Source organism: Prauserella marina, assembly GCF_002240355.1.
In the GTDB taxonomy this organism is placed as follows: domain Bacteria; phylum Actinomycetota; class Actinomycetes; order Mycobacteriales; family Pseudonocardiaceae; genus Prauserella_A; species Prauserella_A marina.
In genome coordinates, this window is record NZ_CP016353.1 from 2,930,796 (window position 1) to 2,956,180 (window position 25,385).

28 protein-coding genes are annotated in these 25,385 nt (G+C 67.6%); 11 read left to right on the top strand and 17 right to left on the bottom strand.

What is annotated here, in order from left to right; translation table 11 throughout:
• Positions 1-10: 10 nt before the first annotated feature.
• The 5 genes from BAY61_RS13665 to BAY61_RS13680 are packed head-to-tail and all read right to left on the bottom strand — an operon-like array spanning position 11 to position 4,142.
• A complete protein-coding gene (locus BAY61_RS13665) occupies positions 11-1,486 on the bottom strand; it encodes a sodium:solute symporter family protein (RefSeq protein WP_091797872.1) in 1,476 nt (491 codons plus the stop codon).
• On the bottom strand, positions 1,483-1,641 hold the full coding sequence (locus tag BAY61_RS32875; RefSeq protein WP_143021324.1) for an LPXTG cell wall anchor domain-containing protein: 159 nt from the start codon (positions 1,639-1,641) through the stop codon (positions 1,483-1,485). Before BAY61_RS32875 ends, BAY61_RS13665 begins: the two co-directional genes overlap by 4 nt.
• Positions 1,638-2,339 carry a hypothetical protein gene (locus BAY61_RS13670; protein WP_091797875.1) on the bottom strand — a complete coding sequence of 234 codons (702 nt, stop codon included), beginning with the start codon at positions 2,337-2,339 and terminating at the stop codon, positions 1,638-1,640. Before BAY61_RS13670 ends, BAY61_RS32875 begins: the two co-directional genes overlap by 4 nt.
• Positions 2,336-3,121 carry an aspartate/glutamate racemase family protein gene (locus tag BAY61_RS13675; RefSeq protein WP_091797878.1) on the bottom strand — a complete coding sequence of 262 codons (786 nt, stop codon included), beginning with the start codon at positions 3,119-3,121 and terminating at the stop codon, positions 2,336-2,338. The genes BAY61_RS13670 and BAY61_RS13675 overlap by 4 nt, the downstream gene beginning before the upstream one ends.
• A 46-nt stretch (positions 3,122-3,167) precedes the next feature.
• The gene (locus tag BAY61_RS13680; RefSeq protein WP_091797881.1) at positions 3,168-4,142 is read right to left on the bottom strand and encodes an Lrp/AsnC family transcriptional regulator; all 975 of its coding nucleotides are present in this window, start codon (positions 4,140-4,142) and stop codon (positions 3,168-3,170) included.
• Positions 4,143-5,435: 1,293 nt separating this feature from the next.
• On the opposite strand from BAY61_RS13680, the gene BAY61_RS13685 reads away from it, so the two are divergent.
• Positions 5,436-6,788, top strand: a complete 1,353-nt coding sequence (locus tag BAY61_RS13685; RefSeq protein WP_091797884.1) for an MFS transporter — start codon at positions 5,436-5,438, stop codon at positions 6,786-6,788.
• On the opposite strand, the gene BAY61_RS13690 is transcribed toward BAY61_RS13685, so the two are convergent.
• The 7 genes from BAY61_RS13690 to BAY61_RS13720 form a co-directional block, all read right to left on the bottom strand.
• The gene (locus BAY61_RS13690; protein WP_091797887.1) at positions 6,764-7,783 is read right to left on the bottom strand and encodes an ABC transporter substrate-binding protein; all 1,020 of its coding nucleotides are present in this window, start codon (positions 7,781-7,783) and stop codon (positions 6,764-6,766) included. The two genes, BAY61_RS13685 and BAY61_RS13690, sit on opposite strands and share 25 nt — an antisense overlap.
• Entirely contained in the window at positions 7,776-8,621 is an 846-nt protein-coding gene (locus tag BAY61_RS13695; RefSeq protein WP_091797890.1) for an ABC transporter permease, read from the bottom strand. Before BAY61_RS13695 ends, BAY61_RS13690 begins: the two co-directional genes overlap by 8 nt.
• On the bottom strand, positions 8,618-9,349 hold the full coding sequence (locus tag BAY61_RS13700; protein WP_245866071.1) for an ABC transporter ATP-binding protein: 732 nt from the start codon (positions 9,347-9,349) through the stop codon (positions 8,618-8,620). The genes BAY61_RS13695 and BAY61_RS13700 overlap by 4 nt, the downstream gene beginning before the upstream one ends.
• Before the next feature lie 32 nt (positions 9,350-9,381).
• Complete coding sequence (locus BAY61_RS13705) at positions 9,382-10,008, bottom strand: 4-carboxy-4-hydroxy-2-oxoadipate aldolase/oxaloacetate decarboxylase (RefSeq protein WP_091797896.1); 627 nt, start codon at positions 10,006-10,008, stop codon at positions 9,382-9,384.
• A complete protein-coding gene (locus tag BAY61_RS13710) occupies positions 10,005-10,721 on the bottom strand; it encodes a PIG-L deacetylase family protein (protein WP_091797899.1) in 717 nt (238 codons plus the stop codon). Before BAY61_RS13710 ends, BAY61_RS13705 begins: the two co-directional genes overlap by 4 nt.
• Entirely contained in the window at positions 10,718-11,680 is a 963-nt protein-coding gene (locus BAY61_RS13715) for a DUF6282 family protein (protein ID WP_091797902.1), read from the bottom strand. Before BAY61_RS13715 ends, BAY61_RS13710 begins: the two co-directional genes overlap by 4 nt.
• Before the next feature lie 85 nt (positions 11,681-11,765).
• Positions 11,766-12,401, bottom strand: a complete 636-nt coding sequence (locus BAY61_RS13720; RefSeq protein WP_176879552.1) for a GntR family transcriptional regulator — start codon at positions 12,399-12,401, stop codon at positions 11,766-11,768.
• 159 nt (positions 12,402-12,560) lie between these two features.
• On the opposite strand from BAY61_RS13720, the gene BAY61_RS13725 reads away from it, so the two are divergent.
• Together BAY61_RS13725 and BAY61_RS13730 are read left to right on the top strand one after the other, a co-directional pair.
• A complete protein-coding gene (locus BAY61_RS13725) occupies positions 12,561-13,340 on the top strand; it encodes an NAD(P)-dependent oxidoreductase (protein ID WP_091797905.1) in 780 nt (259 codons plus the stop codon).
• Between the two features lie 121 nt (positions 13,341-13,461).
• Complete coding sequence (locus tag BAY61_RS13730) at positions 13,462-14,394, top strand: LysR family transcriptional regulator (RefSeq protein WP_091798906.1); 933 nt, start codon at positions 13,462-13,464, stop codon at positions 14,392-14,394.
• Here BAY61_RS13730 and BAY61_RS13735 read toward each other — a convergent pair.
• From BAY61_RS13735 to BAY61_RS13745, 3 genes are read right to left on the bottom strand one after another with little or no spacing between them, the layout of a single operon-like run.
• Positions 14,384-15,019, bottom strand: a complete 636-nt coding sequence (locus tag BAY61_RS13735) for an NAD(P)-dependent oxidoreductase (protein WP_091797908.1) — start codon at positions 15,017-15,019, stop codon at positions 14,384-14,386. The two genes, BAY61_RS13730 and BAY61_RS13735, sit on opposite strands and share 11 nt — an antisense overlap.
• 53 nt (positions 15,020-15,072) lie before the next feature.
• Positions 15,073-15,312 (bottom strand): hypothetical protein, encoded by a 240-nt coding sequence (locus tag BAY61_RS13740; protein WP_091797911.1) that lies wholly within the window; start codon positions 15,310-15,312, stop codon positions 15,073-15,075.
• A 58-nt stretch (positions 15,313-15,370) separates the two neighbouring features.
• Positions 15,371-15,985 carry a TetR/AcrR family transcriptional regulator gene (locus BAY61_RS13745; protein WP_091797914.1) on the bottom strand — a complete coding sequence of 205 codons (615 nt, stop codon included), beginning with the start codon at positions 15,983-15,985 and terminating at the stop codon, positions 15,371-15,373.
• A gap of 61 nt (positions 15,986-16,046) precedes the next feature.
• Between BAY61_RS13745 and BAY61_RS13750 the strand changes: the two genes are divergently transcribed.
• The gene (locus BAY61_RS13750) at positions 16,047-16,532 is read left to right on the top strand and encodes a DnaJ family domain-containing protein (protein WP_091797916.1); all 486 of its coding nucleotides are present in this window, start codon (positions 16,047-16,049) and stop codon (positions 16,530-16,532) included.
• Positions 16,533-16,607: 75 nt separating this feature from the next.
• Here BAY61_RS13750 and BAY61_RS13755 read toward each other — a convergent pair whose 3' ends face one another.
• Positions 16,608-17,234, bottom strand: a complete 627-nt coding sequence (locus tag BAY61_RS13755; RefSeq protein WP_091797919.1) for a TetR/AcrR family transcriptional regulator — start codon at positions 17,232-17,234, stop codon at positions 16,608-16,610.
• 81 nt (positions 17,235-17,315) lie between these two features.
• Here BAY61_RS13755 and BAY61_RS13760 point away from each other — a divergent pair, with 81 nt between their 5' ends.
• From BAY61_RS13760 to BAY61_RS13785, 6 genes are all read left to right on the top strand, one after another.
• Positions 17,316-18,146: an oxygenase MpaB family protein gene (locus tag BAY61_RS13760; protein WP_091797922.1), complete on the top strand. Its 831-nt coding sequence runs from the start codon at positions 17,316-17,318 to the stop codon at positions 18,144-18,146.
• 81 nt (positions 18,147-18,227) lie between these two features.
• Entirely contained in the window at positions 18,228-19,205 is a 978-nt protein-coding gene (locus tag BAY61_RS13765; protein WP_091797925.1) for an adenosine deaminase, read from the top strand.
• 106 nt (positions 19,206-19,311) lie between these two features.
• Positions 19,312-19,644, top strand: coding sequence for a GNAT family N-acetyltransferase (locus tag BAY61_RS13770; protein WP_091797928.1), 333 nt, complete (start codon positions 19,312-19,314; stop codon positions 19,642-19,644).
• On the top strand, positions 19,637-20,590 hold the full coding sequence (locus BAY61_RS13775; RefSeq protein ID WP_091798909.1) for a pirin family protein: 954 nt from the start codon (positions 19,637-19,639) through the stop codon (positions 20,588-20,590). The genes BAY61_RS13770 and BAY61_RS13775 overlap by 8 nt, the downstream gene beginning before the upstream one ends.
• 269 nt (positions 20,591-20,859) lie before the next feature.
• Positions 20,860-22,533, top strand: coding sequence for an aspartate-alanine antiporter (gene aspT, locus BAY61_RS13780; protein WP_091797931.1), 1,674 nt, complete (start codon positions 20,860-20,862; stop codon positions 22,531-22,533).
• 29 nt (positions 22,534-22,562) lie between these two features.
• Positions 22,563-24,230, top strand: a complete 1,668-nt coding sequence (locus tag BAY61_RS13785; protein WP_091797933.1) for a bifunctional aspartate transaminase/aspartate 4-decarboxylase — start codon at positions 22,563-22,565, stop codon at positions 24,228-24,230.
• Here the strand turns inward: BAY61_RS13785 and BAY61_RS13790 are convergent.
• On the bottom strand, positions 24,213-24,650 hold the full coding sequence (locus tag BAY61_RS13790) for a hypothetical protein (protein WP_091797936.1): 438 nt from the start codon (positions 24,648-24,650) through the stop codon (positions 24,213-24,215). The genes BAY61_RS13785 and BAY61_RS13790 overlap by 18 nt on opposite strands.
• A gap of 134 nt (positions 24,651-24,784) precedes the next feature.
• On the opposite strand from BAY61_RS13790, the gene BAY61_RS13795 reads away from it, so the two are divergent.
• Complete coding sequence (locus tag BAY61_RS13795) at positions 24,785-25,318, top strand: MarR family winged helix-turn-helix transcriptional regulator (protein ID WP_091797939.1); 534 nt, start codon at positions 24,785-24,787, stop codon at positions 25,316-25,318.
• Positions 25,319-25,385 lie beyond the last annotated feature (67 nt).

A 25,385-nucleotide genomic window follows, 5' to 3' on the forward strand; every position in this document is an offset into this window, starting at 1 on the left:
CCTTTCTTGTTCAGCCACTGACAACGGTTGGTTTCCTGGTCTTGGCCGGTTTCCAGGAATCGAGCGGGAAGAACGAGGTGAGTTCCTCTGGCTTCATGGGTTTGCTGAGCAGCGAACCGATGATCATGCCGGCGAAGCCCGCGACGACGCCGGGAACAACGGGTTCGAAGAACGGTCCGTCGATGACATACCACAGTAGACAGGTGCCGAATCCGGAGACCATCGACCACACGGCGCCGACCTTCGTCGCCCTGCGCCAGTAGAGGCCGAGCAACACCGGCGCGGTGACCGTGCTGCCGAGCAGCGCCGCGTAGCTGAGCACGACGAACTGCACGATGTCCAGTTCCTGCAAGGTCAGCAGGACGGGCAGCATGCCGATCACCAGCGTGACCCACCGGTTGATGATCGTCCTGCGCCGCTCCGAGGTGTCGGGGCGAAGGAGCGCGGTGTAGAGGTCGTAGGAGATCGCGGGCCCTGCCACCAGAAGCACGGAGTCCACAGTGCTCAGCACGGCCATGATGACCGCGGTGAGCAACAGCGCGCCGACGAACGGTGGTAGCACTTCGGAGGCGAGAATCGTCGACGCCGCGTCCGATATGGACAGATTCGGGTACAGCACGCGCATCACCATTCCGGCGATGCCGATGCAGATTCCGGTCAGCAGCACGAAGAACAGCGCGATTCCGGAAGCCCTGCGACAGGTGCGGTCGTCGGGCATCGAGTAGAACCGAACCAGCAGGTACGGCGCGCACAGTGCGGCGAAACCGAAGCCGAGCCAGAAGCTGCTGATCTCGGCCCAGCCGAAGCCCCAGCCGATGAACTCGGGCGCGACCGCTGGCAGCGAGGCCGCCAGCGAGGACATGCCGCCCGCGTGGCTGATCAGCAGCGGCAGTCCGATCACGACCCCGAGCGCCATCGCCATCTGCTGCAAAAAGTCGGTGCGGACCACCGCTGTCATGCCGCCGAAGACGGTGTAGATGACCACCAGCACCATCAGAATCACAGCGCCCCAGAAGAACGGGATCCCGAAGGCCGCTTCGAGGATCACCCCTCCCGCCTGGTACTGCGCCGACATGAACACCAGGTAGGACAAGACGAGCAGAATCGAGATGACCGCCCTCGGTACCTTGCCGCCGAACCGGTCTGCGATGAAGTCGGGGAAGGTCAGCGCGTTGCGTTCCCTCGAATAGCGGCGCAGTCGCGGCGCGATCACGAACGCGGCGATGAGGAAGGCGACCCAGATTCCCGCCCAGCCCCACATGAAGGAAGCGCCGGTCAGGTAGTGGATACCGACCGTGCCAACGAAGGTGCCCGCGCTCATCTGGGTCGCGGCGATGCTCGCACCGCCCGTCCACGCGCCGACTTTTCTGCCGGCGACGAAGTAGTCGGCCTCGCCCTTGTTGGTCTTGAACGAACGCCACCCCTCGAAAACGAGCACGATGAGGAAGCCGCCGAGCAGCAGCATGAACGCCGTTTCGAAGCTCATGAGCGGTCACCGCTTTCCGGTTCGGTGTCGTCGTTCTTGCGGCGGCGGCCGGCCAGCGCGATCGCCAGCACGGTGAGCAGCAGCCCCGCCAGGACGGCGGTGTCGAAGGGCACGCCGAACGGCGTGAGCCAGGTTCCGGAGGCCAGTGTTGTCATGACCGGGCACGCTCCTGTCGCAAGGTGTGAATCAGCCAGAACACGACGACCACGACAAGGGTTACCGCGCCCACCCAGGACGAGATGGTGCCGAGCGACGCGGTCGAGGTCGTGCCATATTCGGCGACCGTGACCGACGGCAGCGACCTGCTGGTGTGCCTCAACACGATCCGGTCGCCTTCTTCTGACTGCTGGTGGAAAGTCGGCATCGTGTCACCGACGAGCCGTTGCCCCTCGGGAAGGCTCACCGAGATGCTGATCCTGGCCGCCCTGTCCGTGGGGATCTCGGGAATCGCGAGCGGCACACCGTAGGCGGCGGGGTCGCGCTCGTTACGTTGCTCGACTGTGTACTCGGTGGTTCCCTCGGGCAGCGTTGCCTCGGCCCTGACCCCGTCAAGGGTTCCGATGTCGCCGATTCCCGATATTCCGGTCAGCTCGCCGAGTTCGGTTCCGTTGTGCGGGGTGAACAGGAGGTTGACCGGGGTGGCCTCGGTGAGGGGCGAGGCAAGGGTGAACGTCGAGCGGACGACGTCGTTGCCGTCCTCGTTCATCGTCACCGCGATGTCGGCACCCGCGAGCACCGGATCGGCCGCCTCCTCGGCGACGGCGTGCGGGGCGAAGATGCCCATGGCGGCCAGGGTCGCGGGCATGACCAGCAGCCTCGCCGTCCAGGTGCGTGCTGTCGTGCGGCGGCTCATGCGGTGACCTCTTTCGGACCTTCGGCTACGCGGAGGAGCGCGTCGACTCCACCCGCCCCGTCGGCGAGCGCGGGGGGAGTGCGGTAGGCGCGGGTGCTGTGTGACAGCCCCATGCCGTGCAGCGCGTGTGCTTGGTGCAGCGCCGCTCTGATCGGGTTCACCACCGGCACCCCGAGTTCGGTGGTGAGCCGTTCGGCGGCGCCGAGGAATCCCATGCTCATGCAGCCGAGCACGAGCGTGTCGGTGTCCGTGTCGGCGATCAGCTTCGCGCATTCGTCCCGCAGTGACGCGAAGGCGGCCTCCTTGTCGGTGTTGATCGCGAGTACCGAGAGATCGACGGAACGGACCTCGTCGAGCGCGTCGAGCAGACCGGTCTCCCATGCGATGCGGCGCAGCAGTGGGCGTACCCCCTCGGCGACCGTGACGATCGAGAAGCGGTGACCGAGCGTCGCGGCCAGCGCCATGGCCGAGGCGGCGGGCCCGACCACCGGCTTGCGCGCGATCTCGCGCAACCCGTCGAGCCCCGGATCGCCGAAGCAACCGAGAATGGTGGCGTCCGTTCCGCCGTCCTCGGCGCGGCGCAGCGCACTGCCCATCGCGGGGATGGCGAGATACTCCTCGTAAGCAGATTCCACGGAGGACGGTCCACGATCGACGGCGGAGACCGTGACGGTGGTTCCCTCGGGCGACCACTCGCCGAGCAGGGTGGCCCTGCGGCGCATCTCGGTCTCGCCCAGCGCCGTCACGTGCATGGGTGCTGGCAAGAGATACGTCAGGTGCATGACACAACTCCGGTTTCGACGTCGGACTGACTTGGCTTCGCGGTGGTCACGATGGGGGCTCGGCAAGGTGGAAGGGACGGTAGGCGCGCTTGTGGTTCTCCAGCTCCAGTCCTATCTCGACGGAGCCGACGCCGGGGAGCGCGCCGAGTACCCTGCTGGTGAACGCGTGGATGTCGGCGGCTTCCGGCAGGACCACCTCGCACACGAGGTCGGCCGACCCCGCCGTCGCCGACACGTAGCGCACTTCGGGCCTGCTCGCGAGCAGGTGGGCGATCTCGTCGAGCCTGGCGAGGTCCACTTTGAGCCAGGCGAGCAATTCGACGTGGAAGCCGAGTACGACGGGATTGACGAGCGTGCTGAACACCAGCGCCCTCGTGGCTTGCAGGCGTTCCACCCTGCGCCGCACACCGGTTTCGCCGAGCGTGAGGTCCTTGGCGATGTCGCGATAGGCCCGCCGTCCGTCGTCGGCGATGGCCGCGAGCAGGCCCCTGTCGATGTCGTCGAGCACGACGCGGGTCGCGGGGGCGGTAGTTCGCACCGAGCGTTGCTGGGCGGCGGGTTCGCCGAGCAGTCGTTTGCTCCAGTCGTGCCGCATCGTGAACGTCTTGGTGATGAGCGCCGACGACGACCGGTGGACGCCGGGAATGGCACCGAGGTCGTCGATCAGCGCGGTGGCGAGCGCTTGCTGGGAAGGGACGACGAGTTCGGTGATCACGTCCCAGTTGCCCGTGCTCAGTGCGAGGAACCTCGTGTCGGCGCGGGCCGCGAGCACGTCGATGACCGTGCGCACCGAACCGGGCGCGCAGCCGAGTTTGACCAGAACCGGCTGGCCGAGACCGCACACGAGCGGGTCGGCCACCCCGATGACCCGCACCGTTCCGTCGTCGAGCATGCGCCCTCCGCGACGGGCGGCCGTGCTTTCCGTCGTGCCGGAAAGGCGGGCGACCTCGGCCCACGAACTGCGGCCGTCAAGCTGCAATGCGGCGAGGATGCGCCGGTCGAGGTCGCTGAGCTGTTCCACGGTTGCCTTTCCTGGTGTCGCTGGGCTGGTTCGTGTCTGGCCACATGTGTGCCGTGGGTGGAACTGGGGTTGGTTTCGGCGTATCGCTGGGCCGGAACGTCGCGGGTGCTCCGGTTGCCACGTGGCCCGAGCGAGTTCTCGGTGAGTGAATCAGGCTTGAGTTTCGGCGAACCTACGTGAGAACGGCGGCGATGTATAGATGGATGAGGGAAATCGGCCGCAGGGTGGTTGACCATGTGCTCCGGGTGATCCGGAGGGGCCATCGCCAACGCGCGTCCAGGCGCGAGCCGGGCGCTCATGCGCGCGAGTTCTGCGTTCAGGTCGCCGAGATCCGCGTTCCCGACGCCGAGATCCGCGTTCGGGAGGTCGAGATCCGCGCCCGGGACGTCGAACCCCGTGTTCACCTCGTGAACCCCGCCGCGCGGCTCGCGGCTTGGGTGCGAGGCGTGCTGGCATCGTCGCCCGCTCGCCCAGCCGGTCGTGCCTGCCGTGCTCGTAGCTGAGGCCAGTCTGCATCAGGTCGTGTTGCCGGTGCGGACTCGTGCGGCGTCCAGTCGCCTTCGCGGGTGTGGCGGCTGGTGACGGCTGGAGGCCGCGTGCTCCGTGCCGTTCGCTTCTCCCACCGTTCGCCCAAGGGCGGATCCAGTCGGCGAGCCCGGTCGGAAACCCGCGTGACCAGGAGTTTCGCGGTCAGCGGCCGATTTCCGTCATGGTAAGGCGATAAGGGATCGCCGACTGGCTTTCCGTGATCGCGCCGACACTCTTAGCAGTCGAATGAGGACAGTGGTGGGCTCGGCACATCCCGTGTTGTGATGCGATCGATGTCGGCGTTGGGCTGCCGTGCTTGGCGGGACAGCGCGCAGTGCGCCGGGACATCGTGCCCGGGTGACGCACGGTGCCAGGTCGTATCCGGCGTGTTTCCACTTCGGACACTCGCGAGTCGCGACGCGAACGCCTGCGGCAACAGGTGCGCACTTCTATTGCCCGCTGCCCGCTGCCCGCTCGGGGCGTGGACGGCCGCGGGATCTGGCAGGGGGCGTGCGCACGAACGGAGCCGTCGCGTCCGTGCGCGCGGGTACCCGCGCTCGAATGCGGATCTCGCCCTGCCGGACGCGGATCTCGCCGTCCTGAGCGCGGATCTCGCCGACGCTCGCCCCCCAGGCGCAGCGGTGGGCCGCCCAAGAATAGTGGGCAACATCTTGACTGCCGTAACGAGACTGTTTAACTTTCAGGGTCGAGTGTGCCACCTTCCCGACCCCAGCGAAGCGGCCAGCGAAGAGGCAGGACACCGCGATGTCGACGAATTCCGCGAGCTCCCCACCCAGCCACTCGAAGACCCAGCTCCGGCGTGCCGTGTTGTCGAGCTATCTCGGCAGCGTCATCGAGTACTACGATTTTCTGCTCTATGCGACCGCGTCGGCGCTGGTGTTCAACAAGGTCTTCTTCTCGGGCCTCGATCCGGCGGTCGGCACGATCGCAAGCCTCGGCACCTTCACCACCGGTTACCTCGCGCGACCGCTCGGGGGCGTGATCTTCGGACACTTCGGCGATCTGCTCGGCCGGAAGCGGATGCTCGTCATCACGATGACCATGATGGGCGTGGCGAGCACGATCATCGGATTGTTGCCCACCTATGCGCAGATCGGCGCGCTCGCCCCGATCCTGCTGGTGTTGCTGCGGGTCACGCAGGGGATCGCGGTGGGCGGCGAATGGGGCGGCGCCGTGCTGATGTCGGCCGAGCACGCCACGACCCGGCGAGGGCTGTGGGCGAGCTTCACCAACGCCGGCGCGCCGAGCGGCATGGTGGTGTCCACATTGGTACTGACACTGGCGGCCGCCGTGACCACCGAGGAACAGTTCCTCGCCTGGGGCTGGCGGGTGCCGTTCCTGCTCAGCGTCGTGTTGCTCGCGATCGGCCTTTTCGTTCGGCTGAAGGTCGAGGAGACTCCGGTGTTCGCCGCATCGAAACCCTCCCGCGGGTCGGCGCCACTGCTGGAGGTGCTGCGGAAGTACCCGAGAAACCTCCTGCTGGCCGTGGGAGTCGGCTTCGGCGCGTTCGTCGCACAGGGAACGCTGACCACGTTCGTGATCGCCTACGCCGTGGAAGCCGGTTTCGAAAGACAGACGGTGCTCAACGCGCTCACCGTGTCATCGGCGGGCGCCGTGCTCGGCATCATCGGCTATTCCGCGTTGTCCGACCGGGTCGGCAGGAAACCCGTCGTGCTCGGCGGCGCGATCGCCACCGCGGCCGTCGCCTTCGTGCTGTTCCCGTTGATCGACACCGGTTCCGCGGTGCTGCTCACCGTCGCGGTGGTCCTCGGCCAGTCGGTGGCGCACCCGGCGATGTACGGCCCGCTGGCCGCCCTCTACACCGAGATGTTCGGAACGAGGACACGCTATACCGGAGCGTCATTGGGCTACCAGATCGCCGGAGTGGGAGCGGGGGTCGGTCCCGTGGTGTTCGCGAGCATGGCCGGAGCGGGAACCCCGGCGATCTCGGCCGTGATCGCGGCGTGCTGCCTGCTGACCGTCGTGTGCGTGCTGGCGACCAAGGACCGGCACCGGTCCAGTCTCGCCGACGAGCCCGGTCCTCCGGTGGCGGAGCCGGAGGACCGGGCCGGTCAGGCCAGGATGACCGAGCCGTAGCCGGGAGCTTTGTCGATCAGCCCGCTGTCGAGATGGAATTTCGTCGCCGTCTCATACGCTTGCCGCCCGACCTCGGGGCTGGCGGGTATCTCGGCGCGCAGGATGGGCAGCAGCGCGTCGAGCGCCTCGGGGTTCGACTTGTCGAGGTACTTGCCGAGCAACTCCCTCGCGTGCGCCGGGTCGCCGTGGATGACGTCGAGCGCCCTGGCGATGGCCCTGTTGAACCCCGCCACCTCGTCCCGCTTGCGTTCCAGCAGTTTCGACGTGCTGAACATGACGCCGTGCAGCGCGCCCCGCATGCTCGGAATGTCGCCCCTGGCGGGGGACAGGTAGATCCGGCCGGTCCCGGTGGCCTCTGCCTGTTGTCCGATGGGCTGAAAGAAGGCCAGCGCGTCGACCCGGTCCGACTTGAGCGCACCGATCGCCGCCGTCGCCGCGCTGCCGAGGTTCACCAGCGTCGAGTCGATGGCCGCGTTGCGGCCGATCGCGTTGAAGAGGTAGTTCACCAGTCCTTCCGTGCCGGAGCCGGGACCGGTGATGCCGATCCGCTTTCCGACGAGCGCGGCGACCTTGTCCTCCATCGTGGCGTCGTCGCCGGGGCCCTCGAAGTCCGCCGCGACGATCACGTCGACGTAGTACTCGGTGACCAGGCTCGACACGATCTTCGTTCCGTCGTCGATCCTCGCGAGGTTGAACGCGTCGGTGATGACGCCCGCGCCGAGGTCGATGCTGCCCGACTTCAGTGCGGCGGCGACCTTCGCGCCGGTACCCAGCCGAGGCCGTTCGCCGAGGGTGAGTCCTTCTTCGGTGAAGAAGCCCTTGGTTTCGGCGATGTACAACGGGAGGAACGCCACCGAGTCGCTGATCTGTCCGATGTTGAGTGTTCCGGCTGGGGTCGTCGAATGCCGTGTCGCGCATCCGGCGAGTGCCGTGCCGAGCAAGGGTGCCGCGACGAGTCCTTTGAGGACGCTCCTGCGGGCGATGCGCTCAGCCATCGATCGGCTTCCATCGGTTGACGCGCTTGCTGAGCAAGCCGACGAGCAGGTTCAGCAGCGCGGCGACGATGCTCAGTACGACCAGTGTCGCGAAGACGCCCGCCGTGTCGAACTGCGCGGCCGCGTCGTTGATCAGGTAGCCGAGGCCCCGGTTGGAGGCCACCAGTTCACCGATCACCGCACCGATGAGCGCGTAGGGAATGGCGACCTTGAGCCCGGTGAGCAGCCCCGTCATCGAGGAGGGCAGCACCACCTTGCGTGCGATGTGCCAGCGGTTGCCGCCCATCAGCCGCACCGCGTCGACGAGTCCTCTGTCCACATCGCGCACTCCGGCCGCGGTGTTGAGGAACACCAGGAAGAACACGGTCGCGGCGGCGAGCAGCACCTTCATGTGCATGTCGATGCCGAACCACACGATGAAAAGTGGCGCCAGCGCGACCTTCGGGATCGAGTAGAGCGCCATCACGAACGGGTCGAGCACGCGGTAGACCAGTGTCATCGAAGCCAGCACGAATCCGGCGAGCGCGCCCGTCACCGCGCCGAGCAGGAAGCCGTACACGATCTCCTGGATGGTGATCCAGGAGTGCAGCCACAGTGTTCCGTCGGCGATCCATTCGCCGAGCCGGCTGCCGATGTCGCTGGGCTTGCTGATGAACGTGATGTCGATCCACCTGTCGGCGGCGACCTCCCACAGCACCAGCACGAGCGCGATCAGTGCGACCCGCGTCGACCAGACCGTTGTGGACGTTCCGTGTTTTTGCCACCAGGTACGGGAGATGGCGACTCTGACCGGTCCGTTGTCGTGCGTGACGGAGGCCAGTTCGTCGGTGCTGCTCATCGGGCCCCCTCCTGTAGCGCTTGTGCCAGTTCCGTGTGCAGTGAGACGAATTCGGGGTCGACTCGCAGCGTGTCGGCCGAGCGTGGCCTCGGCAGGTCGATAGTGCGGTCGAGCAGGATCGCGCCGATCTTGCCGAGTACCACGACACGATCGCCGAGCAGCAGCGCCTCTTCGATGTCGTGGGTCACGAACACCACGGTCTGCCCGCCGTCCTGCCACAGCCGCAGCAGTTCCTGCTGTAGTTCCATGCGAAGCTGGGCATCGAGCGCGCCGAACGGCTCGTCCATCAACAGTGTTCCGGGATTGCCTGCCAGCATGCGGGCGAGGCTCGCTCTCCTGCGCATACCGCCGGAAAGCTCGCGAGGGTAATGGTTCTCGAAGCCGCTGAGCCCGACCCTGTTCACCAGCTCGGCGGCGATCTCGCGCCGTTTCGCCGACGCGACGCCGCGGATCTCCAACGGCATCTCCACATTGCGCAGCACACCCCGCCACGGCATCAGCGTGTCGGACTGGGTCAGGTACCCGATCTCGGTGTCCGGTCCGGTCAGCTTGCGGTCCCGGTAACGAACCTCGCCTTCGCTCGGCGTGGTCAGACCGGCGAGCAGGTTGAGCAAAGTGGATTTGCCACAACCACTCCTGCCGAGCAGCGTCACGAAGCTGCCTTCCTCGATGGAGAGGCTGAAGTCGCGCAACGCCACGGTGGCCATGTCGTCCTTGGCGAATCGCATGCCAAGGTCCTTTGTCTGCAGAAGGGTACTCATCATCGTGCCCGCTCGTCCTCGGCGCGCATCCCGTACGCGTCGTAGCTCAGTTCGCCGTTCTCCCAGCGTTTTCTCAGTACGTCTTCTTTGGACAGCCGCTGCCGGACGGCGGCAACGGCGGTGTCGGCGTCGGCGGAGGCGACCGAGGTCGCGCCGTCGTCGTCCAGTACGACGATGTCGCCTGGCGCGATCGTGGTGCCGCCGATCTCGACCGGAACGTCGACGCTTCCCCTCGTGTTCTTGGTCGCGCCGAATGCCCTTCGCCAGCGTGTCCACACCGGCAGTCCCATTTCCGCGAGGTCGGCGCTGTCGCGCACGGCGGCGTCGACGAGTATCCCCGCCGCCCCCCGCTTTTTCGCCTGGGTCGCGAGCAGGTCCCCGACCAGCGCGACGGGGCGGGGCTCCGGCATCGTCAGTACGAGCACTTCACCGGGAAGCAAGCGCGCCATGATCTCGTGAACGGCCCTGTTGTCGTCCTGCCCGCACAACGCGATTCTCGCCGGACCCGCGATCCTCGTCCCGGGAAGCAACGGTTGCCACTCGACGTCGAGCAGCCCGCGCCTTCCGTACGCCTCGTAGACGGTGGCGACTCCGGCCCCGGCCAGTTCGGCGACCGCCGGGTTCACAGCGCACCCACGACGTTGGGCAGCAGGCGCTGGAATGCCTCGGCCTGGCGGATCTCCGCGTTTCCGGTGACCTTGCGGGCGTGGTTGCCCCTGTGGTCGGCGCGCTGCGCGTAGTACTCTTGGAGATAACGCTGAGCCGCCATGTGCGACATCGCCTCCACCTTCCGGTCGAAGACAGAGGTGATGTCGACGTACACGGTGGGCAGGAACCCGCACAGCTCCGGCTGATGAGGCTCGAAAACGAGGAATTCGGAAGGCGGCGCGGTGCGGAATCCACTCGCGACACCGGCGCCGGAGGTGAGCAGCCGCGCGCGGGCGACGGCGGCGTGTGCCACGGGGTGATCGGGGTTGAACGGGTCCTTGTCCGGATGCGTCAGCACGACGTCGGGAGCGAAGTCCCGCATGAGTTCGGCGAGCCGTTCGATCGCGGCGTCGTCGACCCGCAGCGGATAGTCGCCGAGATCGAATCCCTGGAATTCCGCGCCGACGGCCGCCGCGGCCTTCGTCGCTTCCTCGTGCCGGATCCGTTTGACGTTGTCCTCGGTCTGGCCTTCCCGCTTCCACAGTTCGCCCGATTCGCCGCGCTCGCCGTAGGACAACGCGACGACGAGTGCTTCGCCTCCCGCCGCGGTGTGCGTGGCGACGGCACCCGCCGCGCGCCACACGAAGTCGGCACTGTGCGCGCCGACGACCAGCAACTTGCGCGTGCTCATGCCGTCTCCCTCTTCGGTGCGTCGGCCAGTGCTTCGGCGCCGACGAGCCACCTGCTGTTGTGCACGATCATGGTGCGGACCTCGTCGTCGGTGAAGCCACCGGCGAGCAGCCGGTCGGCGGCGAGCGCGAGCCCGTCTTCGACGGGCGGGTTGAACGGTTGCCCGAGGTCACTGGAGACAACCGAGTTCTCGGGTCCGGCCTCGCGGATGTTGCTCAGCCACAGGTCCCATTCGACTTTTCCGGTGTAGGGGGTGGTGAAGCAGCGTTCGAGCAGCGCGCCGTGTCTCGCCAGTTCACGCTGCCGCTCGATGCCGACCCGCTGGGAGGTGAATTCCGGATGGGTGACCACGACGCGGCGAACGCCTTCCTCGCGCGCGGCGACGACGACCTTCGCGATCTCGTCGGAGTGCAGGTGCCCGGTCGCCAGCGTCATGTCGTGCTTGGCGAGCAGGCGGAGAATCTGCCTGGTCAGCTCGCGCACGGAGCCGCGCTCGTCGAGTACTTCGACGGGGTCGGCCGCCATCCCTGCCTCGCGGAGTTCCTCCTGGATTTTCGCCCACATCGGCGGGGTCGCGCCCTCGGGCTCGCTCGCCTGGCACAGTCGCTGGTTCGAACTGTCCACTGTGGGCAACCAGGCGAACCTCGCCCCGCCCCTTCCCGCGATCTCGACGGCGATCGGGTTGAGGCCGCCGACGGAGGCGTTGAGGGTGATCGCGCCGATCGCCTCGGCGCCTCTTCCCGCGTTGCGAACCACCTCGGCGCGTTCGGCCGTCGAGGTGTAGTGGGATTTCAGTACGAAGCCCGCCAGTCCCGCCTCGGCGAACCGCTCGGCGAGCGTCAGGTCGTCGATGCGGCGGCGCATCACGTCCGGCGCGATGTGGACGTGGACATCGTAGGCGCCCCGTACCAGCTCCTTGCCGTGAGATGAAGGCTGAGGATGCTGGGGATTCTCAGTCATGTCGCTCCTTTGCGGCCATTATCTGAGCCCAGATTGTTAACAATTTCGTCGTGAGCGTCAACCCCCCTGCGGTCGGCGAACCTGTTCAGGGCAGGTGGCGGACCCCGGTTCCGGCGTCGTCCGCCTCCCGCAGCGCGCCGATGACGCTGCGAAGATGCGCTCGCGCGGCCCGCTCGGCCGCATCGGCGTCGTGCGCGCAGACCGCCTCGATGATGGCGAGGTGTTCAGGGAGCGAAACGGCCGGCCTGCCGGGGTGCATGGCCAGCTTGAACTGGTGACGGACGCTTTGTGCCCTCAGTCGTTCCAGTACGGCGGTCGCGGTTTCCTGGTCGGCGATCTCGCGCACGCGGCGGTGCAATCGCTGGTTGAGTTCCGAATAGCCGAGTACGTCGCCGCTCGCCACGGCCGAGCGCATGGCGGTTCCGATCGAGGTCAGCTCGCCGATCTCGGCCGAGGTGACTCGCTCGGCCGCTTTCGCCGCGCACAGGCCCTCCAGCACCATCCGCACCTCGCAGATTTCCACAGCCTCGGCCAGCGAGACGGCCCGCACCCTCGCGCCGCGGTTCTGCATGCGCTCGACGAGCCCTTCGTTGGCCAATTCGAGCAGCGCGGCTCGCACACCTGCCCTGCTGGCGCCGAACTGGGCGGACAGATCTGCCTCGACGAGCCGCTGATTGGGGACGAACTCACCTCGCACGATGGCCGCGCGGATCGCCACCACCGGGGACGGTGCGGTCGCCTGCTCTATGGGCGCCGCCCGCCCGCCGGTGCCATCCTGTGCGGACTCACCCTCGGTCACGTCGCATCCTCCCCAATCCGTTACAGATATTGTCGCCAATTTTGTGAGGTAGTGTAGCGGCGCGACCGAGAGGAACGACGAATGAGCAACGAGGCACCTGTCATCGCGGTACTGGGGCTTGGCGAGGCCGGCGGCGCGATGGCCACGGATCTGGTCGCCGCGGGCGCGACCGTGCGAGGCTACGACCCCGCCGTCGCGGGGCCTCCCGGAGTCGTGGAGACAGGAAGCGAAGCCGAAGCCGTGACCGGTGCCGTGCTGGTCCTCAGCGTCAACAGCGCCTCCGCCGCGACGGCCGCCCTCGGCGCGGGCATCGCGGCGCTTGCCGACGGCGCGCTGTGGGCCGATCTCAACACCGCCTCGCCCGGAACGAAGGAACAACTCGACCGGATGGCCGCCGAACACGGCGCCCGCTGTGTCGATGTCGCGATCATGGCGCCGGTGCCAGGAAAGGGACTGCGCGTGCCGATGCTGGCCAGCGGGGGCGGGGCCGCCGAGGTCGCCGCGCTGCTCGGGTCACTCGGTGCGTCCGTCGACGTGCTCGAAGGAGCGCCGGGACTCGCGGCGAGCAGGAAACTGTTGCGCAGCGTGTTCTTCAAGGGGCTCGCCGCCGCCGTGGTGGAGGCGCTTGAGGCCGGCAAGGCCGCCGGATGCGAAGAGTGGTTGCGCGACAACATCGTCACGGAGCTCGATGCCGCTGACGAGTCCACTGTGGACCGGCTAGTGAGCGGCACCAGGCAGCACGCGGTGCGCAGGGCGGCCGAGATGAGCGCGGCCACCGACATGCTCGGTGAACTCGGCGTCGACCCCGCCGTGACCCGTGCCAGCCGCGATCTGCTCGCCCGGCTCGCCGGATCCCGCTGAGCACACCGAGTTCGAGGGCCCGGGGCTCAGGGCGACCCGGCTCGGCCGCGCCGTGCCCTGGGCGGGGGACTCGCGGAATTCGGCAGGCCGGGACTGCCGGGCACGGCTACCGTTTCTGTTCATGTCCAGGGCAGACAACGTGCCGACGTACACGATGCGACAGCTCGCCGCGTTCGTCGCCGTCGCCGAGACGGGCACGATCAGCGCGGCGGCCGAGCGCATGCACCTGTCCCAGTCCGCGCTCGCCGCCGCCGTCACCGATCTGGAGAGGGCACTCAAGGTTCAGCTCACCGTGCGCAAGCGCGCCAGGGGAGTCGCGCTGACCTCCACTGGGGAAGTGGTGCTGACCAGGGCGAAAGCCTTGCTGTATCAGGCGGGTGAGCTACAGGGCGTCGCGGAGGGCGAAGGTGGGGGCGTCGCGGGGCCGCTCGTCGTCGGCTGTCACCCGGCGCTGGGACCGACCCTGCTTCCCTCGCTGCTGCACGACTTCACCCAGCGGTATCCACGCGCGAAGGTCGCGTTGCGCGAGGACACCCAAAACCGGCTGCGGAGGCGGCTCGACGACGGCGAGCTGGACGTGGTGATCGTCTACGATCTCGATCTTTCCCCCGAGTGGCGGACGGTCATGCTCACCACCCGAGTACCCACCGTGTCGCTGGCACCGGATCACCGGCTGGCCAGGGTGAACGGGCCGGTGCGGCTCGCCGACCTCGCCGCCGACCCGATGGTGCTGCTCGACGCGCCGCCCAGCGCGGAGCACGCGCTGGAAGTGTGCGCGCGGGCGGGTTTCGTCCCGAAGGTCGCCTACCGGACTCAGAGCTACGAGACGGCGCGGGCCTTCGTCGGCCGGGGGCTCGGCTGGTCGTTGCTCGTGCCGCGGCCGAGGCTGGACGTGACCTACGAGGGACTCGCCGTCGTCGTCAAGGCGCTCGCTGAACCGCCGGCACCGATCGGTGTCGTCGCGGCCTGGCACCAGGACTCGATGCCGAGCAGGGTCGCGCGGGCATTCGTCCAGTTCGCGAGTACCCCGAAGCCTCCGGCGCCTAGTCGCTGACCCCGACGGCGTGCCCGATCGTCTCCGGCAGGTCGAGAAAGTCCAGCATCGCCTGCGCGACGTCGGCTCTAGCGATGCTCGATCCCGCGGGGCCGCCCTCGATGAGGTGCCGGTACCTGCCCTTGCCGTCGGCGTCGGTGAGGCGCGGTGGCCGGACGACGGTCCAGTCGAGGTCGCTGGCGGCGAGGAAGTTCTCCATCCGTTCCAGGTCGGTGTACACCTCGCGCAGGATCGCCCACAGCAAGGGGGAGAACATCCGGCGCGAGACCCAGGACAGGCCGTCTCCCGTGCGGTTGAGCGGGCCCGCGCTCACCACGATGAGTCTGCGGGTCGCCGAGGTCGCCATGGCTTCGGCGGCGGCGCGCGCCGAGGTGGAGGCGGCTTTCAGTGGATCACGCCTGCCGGGGGCGCCCATACCGGAAACGACCGCGTCGGCGTCGCGGACGGCCTCCTTGAGCGAAGCCGCTTCGAGTGGATTCGCGTGCAGGACGGTCAGCCCGGGGTCTCGCAGGGTGATCTTGGCCGGGCTGCGCACCGCCGCGGTGACCGCGTGACCTCTGGCCAGTGCCGTGCTGACGAGGTGTTTCCCGATGCCTCCTGTCGCACCGAGGATGACGAGTCTCATGAGTGCCCCTGACGGAGTGAGTGAACACTTACCACTCCAGTGTGGGTGAGTGCTCACCCACTTGTCAAAGGCAGGAAACCGACGTCGGCCAGTGTTCCTTCCAGTACCTCGGTGCGCTGCCAGGCCAGTTCGAAGTCGTGCCTGCCCAGCGCCGCGCGCACCTCGCGCATCGCGTTCTCCACGAGGTGCCGGTATTCACCGTGTAGCCGCGGGCTGGCCCTGGTCAGGACGTGTTCGGCCGCGCAGCACACGGTGTCGACGTAGCCGGCTCCCGCGCGGAGTGTGTGAGTCATGCATCGAATGTCGGATCCGGGCGGGTTTCTCGCCAGAGTCGAAGGTCACGGGGTTTTCTCAGGGGTGAGTATCGTGACCGAACAGCCCGTCGAGGTGATAGCGCAGCACGTCGGCCGCCTCGGCGGCGGAGTGCTGTCCGACGAGCACGCTCGTGCCGAGGCCGTGGGTCAGCGCGAGCAGCCGGGATGCCTCCTTCGCGCTGTCGCCCTGCTCGGGCAGTTCTCCGGCCGCGCGGGCCGTGTCGAACAGAGCGGTGAGTTGCTCACGGAGCAGGTTGGGACCCGCGACGAACGGCTGGGCGGCGAGGGTGCGGTCCGTCATCGCCAGCACCGCGTAGGAGGTCCAGACCATGTGGAAGGTGCGGCTCGGCTCGTCGGCCGGCAGTGCTTCGGCGAGCAGCGTCTCGATGGTGGCGCGCGTGGTGCGGGGCTCGGGTACGGCGGCGAGCCGCGCGTCCCAGCGGCTTCTGCTGTCTCGTTCGAGCTGATCGAGCGTGCCGGCGAGAAGTCGCTCCTTGGTGTGGAAGTAGTACTGCACGAGCCGCAGGGAGACACCGGCCTCCGCGGCGACTCCGCGCAGGGTGACCGTATGCAGTCCGTTTCGCCCGGCGATCCTGAGCAGTGCCGAGATGATCATGGACCGGCGTTCGGCGTGATCGACCGTGCGCGGCATCGGCTCTCCCGTCGTCTGTTTTTATGATACGTGTGTATCATAACCGGCAGGAGGTTCGGCCATGACGGAACGCAAGCCACCCGGCGTCGACTTCGAGTCGTGGGTCGAGAAGCAGATCAGGGAAGCGCAGGAGCGTGGCGAGTTCGACAATCTGCCCGGATCGGGAAAACCGCTGAGCGGTCTCGATCGCCCGGTGAGGGAGAACTGGTGGCTGCATGACTACCTTGAGCGGGAAGGGCTTTCCGGTGAGGCACTGCTGCCGGTGCCGCTCCGGCTGCGCAAGGAAGCCGAGGTGCTGCGCGAAACGGTCGGTGGCCTGCGGACGGAAGCCGAGGTGCGAGCGGTCGTCGGAAGGCTGAATCGCGCCATCGCCGAGTGGCAGCGCACCGGAACGGGCCCGGTGACCGTGGTTCCCGTCGACGCCGACGACGTGGTGCGTGACTGGCGTGCCGAAAGGGACAGCACGGAGCCCGGGCGAACCGGGCAGCCGGCCGAGAACGGAACCGGCCACGGCCGGTCACGGCGGCGATGGTGGCGCCGTCGCTGAAGCGCGAGTCCCCCGCCCAGGGCGGCGAGATCCGCGTTCAGGGCCCGGTCGACCCACCGTCCACACCGGACCGGCCTACCGGAGTTCCGGTCCGGCCACGGCGAGGAAGAGGCGGCAGCAGTGGTCGACGAGTTCGTCCTCGCTCACCGCGAGCGTGCCGTCGAGCCACGACGTCAGCGCCTGTGCGAGACCGCCGACGAGGACCTCGGCCGTGATGTCGAGGCGGCCGCTGTCGCCGACGCCGTAGAATTCCCGCGCCCGCAACCCGAGTAGCCGGACGAACAACCGGGTCGAGGCCGTTCGCCTTGCCGCGAGAACGGTATGCGCCAGCGCGGGTGAGAACAGCAGGTGGCCGCGCCGTGGGTCCTTGGCGACGGCGCGCACGAGCGTCCCGAGCCCGGCACGGACTGTGGCGGTCACGTCGTCACTCGCCGATTCGATGGCGGCGAGCGTCGTGGCCGCGATGTCGTCGACGACGTGGTCGTACACCGCGACGGCCAGCGCCTCGGTGTCGGCGAAGCTCTCGTAGAAATACCGCGCGGCGAGCCCGGCCTCTCGGCAGGCGCCCCTGACGCTGAGCCGTTGCCAGCCGCCGGACGTGCCGAGCAGGTCGAGACCGGCTTCGATGAACCGCGCTCTCCGCCCGGCGATTCTGACGTCGCCGGTGACACCCCCGTAGGTGCGCGGCTGTGCGTCGTCCATGGGTCCATCTTGACATCACCACCCGGCAACCGGTCTCATATTTGCGAACGGGTGTGTGCAGATTACTTCCGAAGGGGCCGCATGAGTACCGAGACAACGGGCAAGCCGGAGGTCACGCGCGAGGACGCGATGATCGGCGCGGGATTGCTCGCGGGTAGTGCGAACATCATCATGCAGCTCGCCAGGCCGGCCGTCGGTTACGGCGTGGTCGAGAGCAAGGTCGAGGACGGCAACATCTTCCGGCGTCCGGTCAAACGCAGCCGCACCACGCTGACCTACCTCGCGGTGGCGATGCTCGGGACCGAAGACGAGCGGGCCGCCTACCGTCGCGCGGTCACCAAGCAGCACGTACAGGTGCGGTCGACCGAATCCAGTCCGGTGAGCTACAACGCGATGGACCCCGGGTTGCAGTTGTGGGTGGCAGCCTGTCTCTACAGGGGGTTCGAGGACACGTTCCGGATCCTCGCGGGTCCGCTGAGCGCGGAGGAGATCGAGCAGTTCTACCGCTCCGCGTCGCCGCTCGGCACGACGTTGCAGGTACGCGAGAGCATGTGGCCACCGGATCGCGCCGCGTTCGAGCGGTACTGGAACACCGCGCTCGACGAGGTCGCCATCGACGACACGGTGCGCGAATACCTCCACCGCATCGCGGTCTATGGTTTCCTCCCGAAACCGGCGAGCGCGCTGCTCGGACCGTTCAACCGTTTTGTCACGACGGGCTTTCTGCCGCCCCGGTTCCGTGACGAGATGCGTCTGGAATGGACACCGCGACAGCAACGTCGCTTCGACCGGCTGATGCGGGCGATCTCCGCGGTGGTGACGCGGGTGCCGAAGCCGGTGAGGGAGTTCCCGTACAACGCGCTCCTGTGGGATCTGCGCCGCCGGTTGCGCAAGGGACAGCCGCTGGTGTGAAGGGTGCCGGTTGCGCCGTCGAGTGCGGACTCGCCTACGCTGCGTTGAGCCGCAGGCCCGCAGCGAGCACAGAGGGAGCCCATGGACCGCGCCGAGATCGTCGACATTCCCAAGGCCGAACTCCATGTGCACATCGAGGGGACACTCGAACCGGAGCTGGCGTTCCTGCTGGCGAGGCGCAACGGCCTGACTCTGCCCTACGCCGACAGCACGGAATTGCGTGCCAGGTATGCCTTCACCAGTCTTCAGTCCTTTTTGGATCTCTATTACGGACTGATGGACGTCCTGCGCACCGCCGAGGATTTCCGCGATCTCACCACGGCTTATCTCGACAAGGCACGGCAGGACGGGATCAGGCACGCCGAGATCTTCTTCGATCCGCAGGCGCATCTTCGCAGGGGTGTCCCGCTCGAAGCCATGCTGGAAGGCTTCGGTGCCGCCATCGCGGCGAGCGAAGGCCCCAGTGCCTATCTCATCCCGTGCTTTCTCAGGGATCTGGGACCCGGCGCCGCGATGGACACGCTCGACGAGTTGCTGCCCTACGCCGACCGGTTCGCGGCGGTGGGACTCGACTCGGCTGAGGCGGGGCACCCTCCCGAACCGTTCGCCGACGTGTTCGCCCGCGCGAGGGCGGCGGGCCTGCCTGCGGTGGCGCACGCGGGGGAGGAGGGGCCCTCGGATTACGTCCGGCAGGCGCTCGTTTCGCTGCACGCCCGCCGGATCGACCATGGCGTCCGCTGCCTCGACGATCCCGAGCTCGTCCTCCGGCTCGCGGCCGAGCAGATCCCGCTGACGGTGTGCCCGCTGTCGAACGTCATGCTGGGTGGGGTCGCCCGCATCGAGGAACACGCGTTGCCTCGACTGCTGGCCGCGGGGCTGACGGTGACGCTCAACTCCGACGATCCCGCCTACTTCGGCGGCTACCTCGCCGACGTCTACCAGCACGTCGCGCGGACGTTCGGGTACGACATCGCCACGATGCGGGCGTTCGGCGAGACGTCCATCCGCGCGTCCTTCCTGCCCGCCGCCGAACAGCAGCGCCTGCTCGGCCCGCTCTGAGCGCTGGGCCGTGTCTGACAATCCCTTTGCCAGCAGAGGATTGTCAGACACGACCTTGTGCCGAGGCCGAGGAGGCCGACTACGCTGCGGTGCAGGAGGGCAGAACATGGCTGACAGCACTGATCCGGCGACATCGAAGGTCGTCCGCGACGACGACAAGGCACGCTACGAGATCTGGTGGGGTGATGAGCTCGCCGGGTTCGCCGCCTTCCGGCAGCGCGGCGGGCGCACCATCTTCGTGCACACCGAGATCGGCGACGAATTCGGGGGCAAGGGGCTCGGCAGCGCGCTGGCGAAGGGCGCGCTCGACGACGTCGTGCGGCGCGGGCAGCTCATCGTCGCGGTATGCCCGTTCATCGCGGCCTACCTTGGCAAGCACCCCGAATACGCCGAGCACGTCGTGAACCGCGACGGCGGCGCCCGGCGTGACGATGAGTAACCTTGAGAACCGCCCCGCGCTCACCCCGTGCTCCTCGGCGGCGGAGGCCGAGGCGGTGGCCGAGGTGCTGCCCGCCCGCAGGGTCCCGCTCGGCGGGGTCAGGGGCCTCCAGGTCGACAGGGTGCTTCCCCAGCGTGCTCTTCCGACCGTGGGCGCGTGGTGCTTCCTCGACCGGTTCGGCCCGGAGTCCGCGCGGATGCGGGTGTTGCCGCACCCGCACATCGGTCTCCAGACGGTCACCTGGCCACTGTCCGGTGACATCAGGCATCGCGACAGCGTGGGCAGCGACGTCCTGGTGCGGCCTGGCCAGCTCAACCTCATGACGGCGGGAAGGGGTGTCTCGCACTCGGAGTTCTCCGTGGGTGAGACACCGGTGCTGCACGGGCTTCAGCTCTGGGCCGCTCTGCCCGCAGCGCACGCGCGGGTCGAGCCCGCGTTCGAGCAGCACACCGACCTTCCCCGGTACGTCGAGGCCGGCACGGTCGCCGTCGTGCTGATGGGGGAGCTCGCCGGTGCCGCCTCGCGGGCCACCACCCACAGCCCGCTGCTCGCCGCCGACGTCACGCTGTCGGTCGGCGCCGCCACGACGTTGCCGCTGCGCCCCGACTTCGAGCACGCCGTGCTGGTCGTCGATGGCGCGGTCACGGTCGACGGCACCGAGCTGTCTCCAGGACCGCTGCTGTATCTCGGCACCGGCCGGACGGAGCTGACCTTCACGGCGAGCGAACCGGCGAGGCTCATGCTGCTCGGCGGCGAGCCGTTTCCCGACGACCTCGTGATGTGGTGGAACTTCGTCGGCCGCGATCACGACGACATCGCAGCCGCGAGAGCCGACTGGGAAGGCCGCGACCCCGCGCGATTCGGGCACGTCTCCGGCCACGGCGACGAGCGCATTCCCGCGCCGGAGCTGCCGGGGGTGCGGCTGACGCCACGCAGGCGGCGCTGAGCCGGGTACCTGTCGTCTGGCACCGGCTGCCGTGCTGGCTTCGCGCTCGGATCTCGGACGCGCGGATACGGATCTCGCGTGCCTGGGCGCGGATCTCGGCGTCCGGGACGGGGGACTCGCGCGCCGGGCTTCCTGAACGGGTGAACCGCGAACGGACGGGTGACGGCAACGAATGCGGTTTCGTGACCGGCTCCTTATGTTCGGTTGGTGATCTCTGCGATCTTCTCGACCCGTGACGTCACCGCTCGCGCGATCAACCGGTCACGCCGATGAGCATCCTGAGGGAAAGACCCGAACTGGCTCTCTTCCTGTGCCTGGCGCTGGGCTATCTGATCGGCAAGATCAGGGTCGGTCCGATCCAGCTCGGTGGCATCTGCGGCGTCCTGATCGTCGCGCTGCTGATCGGAACCCAGAACGTCACTGTGGACAGTGGCGTGAAGACCGTCGCGTTCGCACTGTTCATCTTCGCTCTCGGCTACGTGGGCGGACCCCAGTTCTTCGCGCACCTCAACAGGTCCGGCCTCAGATTCGGGGTGCTGTCGGTCATCGAAGTGGTCTGTGTCGTGGGTATCGCGCTGACGCTCGCCGGCGCGTTCGACCTCGACATCGGTACCGCGAGCGGCATTCTGGCAGGCGCGGCGACCGAGTCGGCCGTCGTAGGGACCGCGACCGAGGCCATCGGCAAGCTCGGGCTTCCAGCCGACCAGGTTTCGGCTTTGCAGGGCAACGTCGCGACCGCCTACACCGTCTGCTATCTGTTCGGCCTCGTCACGATCGTGCTGTTCACCAGCCAGCTCGCGCCGCTGTTGCTGCGCATCAACCTCGCGGTGGCCTCCCGCGAACTGTGGAGCAAGACCAAGGGTGGCGACACGAGCCTCGCCGACGACGAGCAGCCGGCGCTGCCGTCCCTCGTCGGCCGTACCTACCTCGTGCACGCGGCGGCGGGCAGAACGATCTCCGGCGTGGAGGGAGACCTGAACGGCGGCGCCTCGATCGAGTCGGTCAAGCGGGGAAAGGACATCCTGCATCCAGCACCCGACCTGACCCTGCGCGAAGGCGACATCGTGCTCGTCGTCGGGCAGCGGGCCAGCGCGGTCGAGGCCGGAGTGGAGATCGGGGTCGAGACGTCGAGCGTTCCCGGACTCGACACCCCGCTCGTGGTACGGGACGTGGTGCTGACGAGCAGAAAACTGCACCGGGCGACCGTGGCGAGCGTCCGGAGGGACAATCCCGAACTCGCCGAGGGCGGGGTCTACCTCACCGGAATCCAGCGAGGTGACAACGACCTGCCCGTCGCACGGGAGACCGAACTGCACAGGGGTGACGTGGTCACCCTTGTCGGTACGAGGGCCAAAGTGGACAGGATCGTCAAGGACTTCGGCGCCAAGATCCGCAACGACACCGCCGACTACGTCTACATCGGACTCGGTCTCTCCGTCGGTGTGCTGCTTGGTGCGATCACGGTACGGATCGGCGACGTGCCGATGTCGCTGGGCACCGGTGGTGGCTGTCTGATCTCCGGGCTGGTGTTCGGCTGGATCCGCTCGCTGCATCCGACCTTCGGCGCCTTTCCGCCCGCCGCTGCGCAGACCATGAAGGACCTCGGGCTCGCCGTGTTCATCGCGGTCACCGGGCTCGCCGCGGGTCCGCACGCGTGGGACCTGCTCAAGCAGTACGGCGCGCTGCTGCCGCTGGCCGGTATCGGCATGGTGCTCATCCCCGCGCTGCTGTCCATTTGGGTCGGCCGCAAACTGCTCAAGATCGAGCCACCGCTGCTGATCGGCGCGATCGCGGGCCAGCAATGCAGCACGCCGGGCATTACGGCGATCACGGCGGTCGCGAAGAGCACGGTGCCGCTGCTCGGTTACACCATCACCTACACGATCTCGAACTTCCTGCTGCCGCTCACCGGGCCGCTGCTGGTCGGGATTCTCGGAAGCTGAGCCACAGCGCACCCAGAAGGGAACAGCCGATGACCCGCTCCTCCGTCAGCCGCGAGGAAATGCACCGACTCGCCCAGCTCAGTCCCTTCGAACTGAAGGGGGAGTTCATCGCGCTCGCCGAGAAGCACATCGGCGACGATTCACCACAGAAGAGCCGCGGTACGAAGGTCATGCTCAACGCGGGAAGGGGCAACCCGAACTGGGTGGCGACGGGGCCGAGGGAGGCGTTTCTCGCGCTCGGCCATTTCGCGCTGTCCGAGAGCCGTCGAGTGTGGACGGCCGACGACCTCGGCGGAATGCCGCAGCGGGACGGCATCGCCGGGCGGTGGGCGACCTTCGCTCGCACCCACCCCGGTCTGCCTGGGATCGAGCAACTCGGCAGGTGTATCGAACTCGGTGTCTCCAGGTTCGGTTTCTCCGCCGACGACTGGGTGCACGAGCTGGCCGACGCGGTCATCGCCGACAACTACCCCGTTCCCGACCGGATGCTGACCCACGCGGAGAAGGTGGTCAGGGAATACCTCAAGGAGGAGATCTTCGACGGAGCGGGATCGGATAGCGCCACGCTGAACCTGTTCGCGACGGAGGGCGGCACGGCCGCCATGTGCTACATCTTCGATTCGCTGATGGCCAACGGCCTGCTGCACAAGGGTGATCGGATCGCGTTGATGGTCCCGGTGTTCACGCCCTATATCGAGATCCCCGAACTGGACACCTACGATTTCGATGTCGTTCTCGTGCGGGCCAGCAGTTTCGTGGACAAGGGCGTGCGAGGGTGGCGGTACCCGGACGAGGAGGTGGCCAAGCTGGCCGACCCCTCGATCAAGCTGGTGTGCCTCGTCAACCCGAGCAACCCGCCTTCACTGGCCCTCTCGGAACGGGTCGCCGACCGTATCAAGGACATCGTCGCCGATGACAACCCGAACCTGATCATCGTCACCGACGACGTCTACGGGACGTTCGTCGAGGGGTTCCGCAGCCTCGCGGCCGACCTGCCCCGCAACACGCTACTGGTCTACTCCTATTCCAAGCACTTCGGCGCGACGGGCTGGCGGCTGGGCGTGATCGGCCTGCGCGAGGACAACGTCATCGACGAGGCGATCGCGGCGTTGCCGAGGGCCGAGAAGGACCGGCTGGCCAGGAGATACGGCTCGCTCAGCCTGGAACCGGAGAAAATCAGCTTCATCGACCGGCTCGTCGCCGATTCGCGACAGGTCGCGCTCAACCACACCGCGGGGCTCGGGCTGCCGCAACAGGCGCAGCTCGTGCTGTTCTCGTTGTTCGCGCTGCTCGACGAGGGCAAGGCATACAAACGGCGGGTGCGCGCGATCGTCAGACAGCGGCTCGACCTGTTGATCGAGGGCGCGCGGATGGAGATCGCCGACGACCCAGGCCGCGCGGGCTACTACATCGAACTCGACCTGCTGGCCGAGGCGGAACGCGTGTACGGCAAGGAATTCCGCGACTACCTGCTGGCGGCCTACGACCCGGTGGACGCGCTGTTCCGGCTGGCGGAGCGGAGTTCGGTGGTGCTGCTCAACGGCGGTGGTTTCGACGGCCCCGAATGGTCGGTTCGCGTATCGCTGGCCAACCTCGACGATCTCGACTATCTCAAGATCGGGCACCATCTCCACGCGATCCTCGGTGACTATCACTCGGAGTGGCAGCGCTCCACGGGCTCAGCTTCGTCGCAGTAGGAAGTGGCGGTACACCCCGAGCACGAACACGCCGAGCAGCAGCACACCCGCGCCGACGAGGTAGCCGGTCTGCGGACTGATCGCCTTGCCGCCGATGCTGTCGCTCGCCAGATGGCCGAGGTACAGCTCGCGTGGAAACAGCAGCGCGAGGATGCCGGCCGCCGTCCAGCACGCTCCCGGATACCAGGCGTAACGGGGCCACGCCGCCTCGGCCCTCGGGAAGCTGGCGACGCCGACGAAGAAGACGGGAAGCAACACGAGGATGCCGAACACGGCGTAGACCGGCTGATCGTCGGAAAAGCCCTCGCCCAAGGCGGGGACGGCCAGCAGTGGCAGGCCGAAACCGAACAGTCGCATGCCGATCCGGAATCCCCGGCCCTGCGCGCTTTGCTCCGGGTCCGAGCTCTCGCGCCGTTCCACGCGAGGAGATTAGCAATCCCGGGCAAGATCCCTGGGATCGCGGGGAAGAACACATCCGGCTAGACTAGTTTTCACATTAACTAGTTTGCGTGTTGGCATCCGGTGCCGCCGCTTCGTGAGGTTAGGGTGAGCGCATGAGTGCGAGTGCCGAGGACGAACTCGATTTCTGGTCCTTCATCGAACTCGCCAACCGCAGGCTTTCCGCCGAATACGGGTTCCGGCACCAGTTGGCTACCGAACTGTTGCTGACGCTCAACCGGACCTCCAACATCGTGACCTACGACCTGGAGGCATCCGTGCACCGGCCGAGGGGGCGGTCGTGGTCCGGCTTCCGGTTGTTGTTCGTGGTGTGGCTGGCGGGACCGCTCGAACCGAGGAAAGCCGCGGAGCTGACCGGGATGAGCAGAGCCGCCGTGTCGAACCTGAGCAAAACGCTGATCGCCGACGGGCTGCTCGCGCGCACGCAGGGTGAGCACGACGGCCGTTCCGTGCTGCTCTCACTGACCGAGCGGGGGGAGCGGGAGATGGTCGAGCTGTTCAAGGCGCAGAACGACCGCGAATACGAGTGGGCCAGCGTGCTGACCGAGGCCGAGCAGCGCATTCTGGTGATGCTGCTCGACAAGCTGGTGACCAACCGTGATCAGTTCGACGTGCGCGGGCGCAACTAGCCGGTCGGGAACGTGACTTTCTGTCGCGGCCCCCTTGACCAGGCATAGTAAATGTATTAACTATATA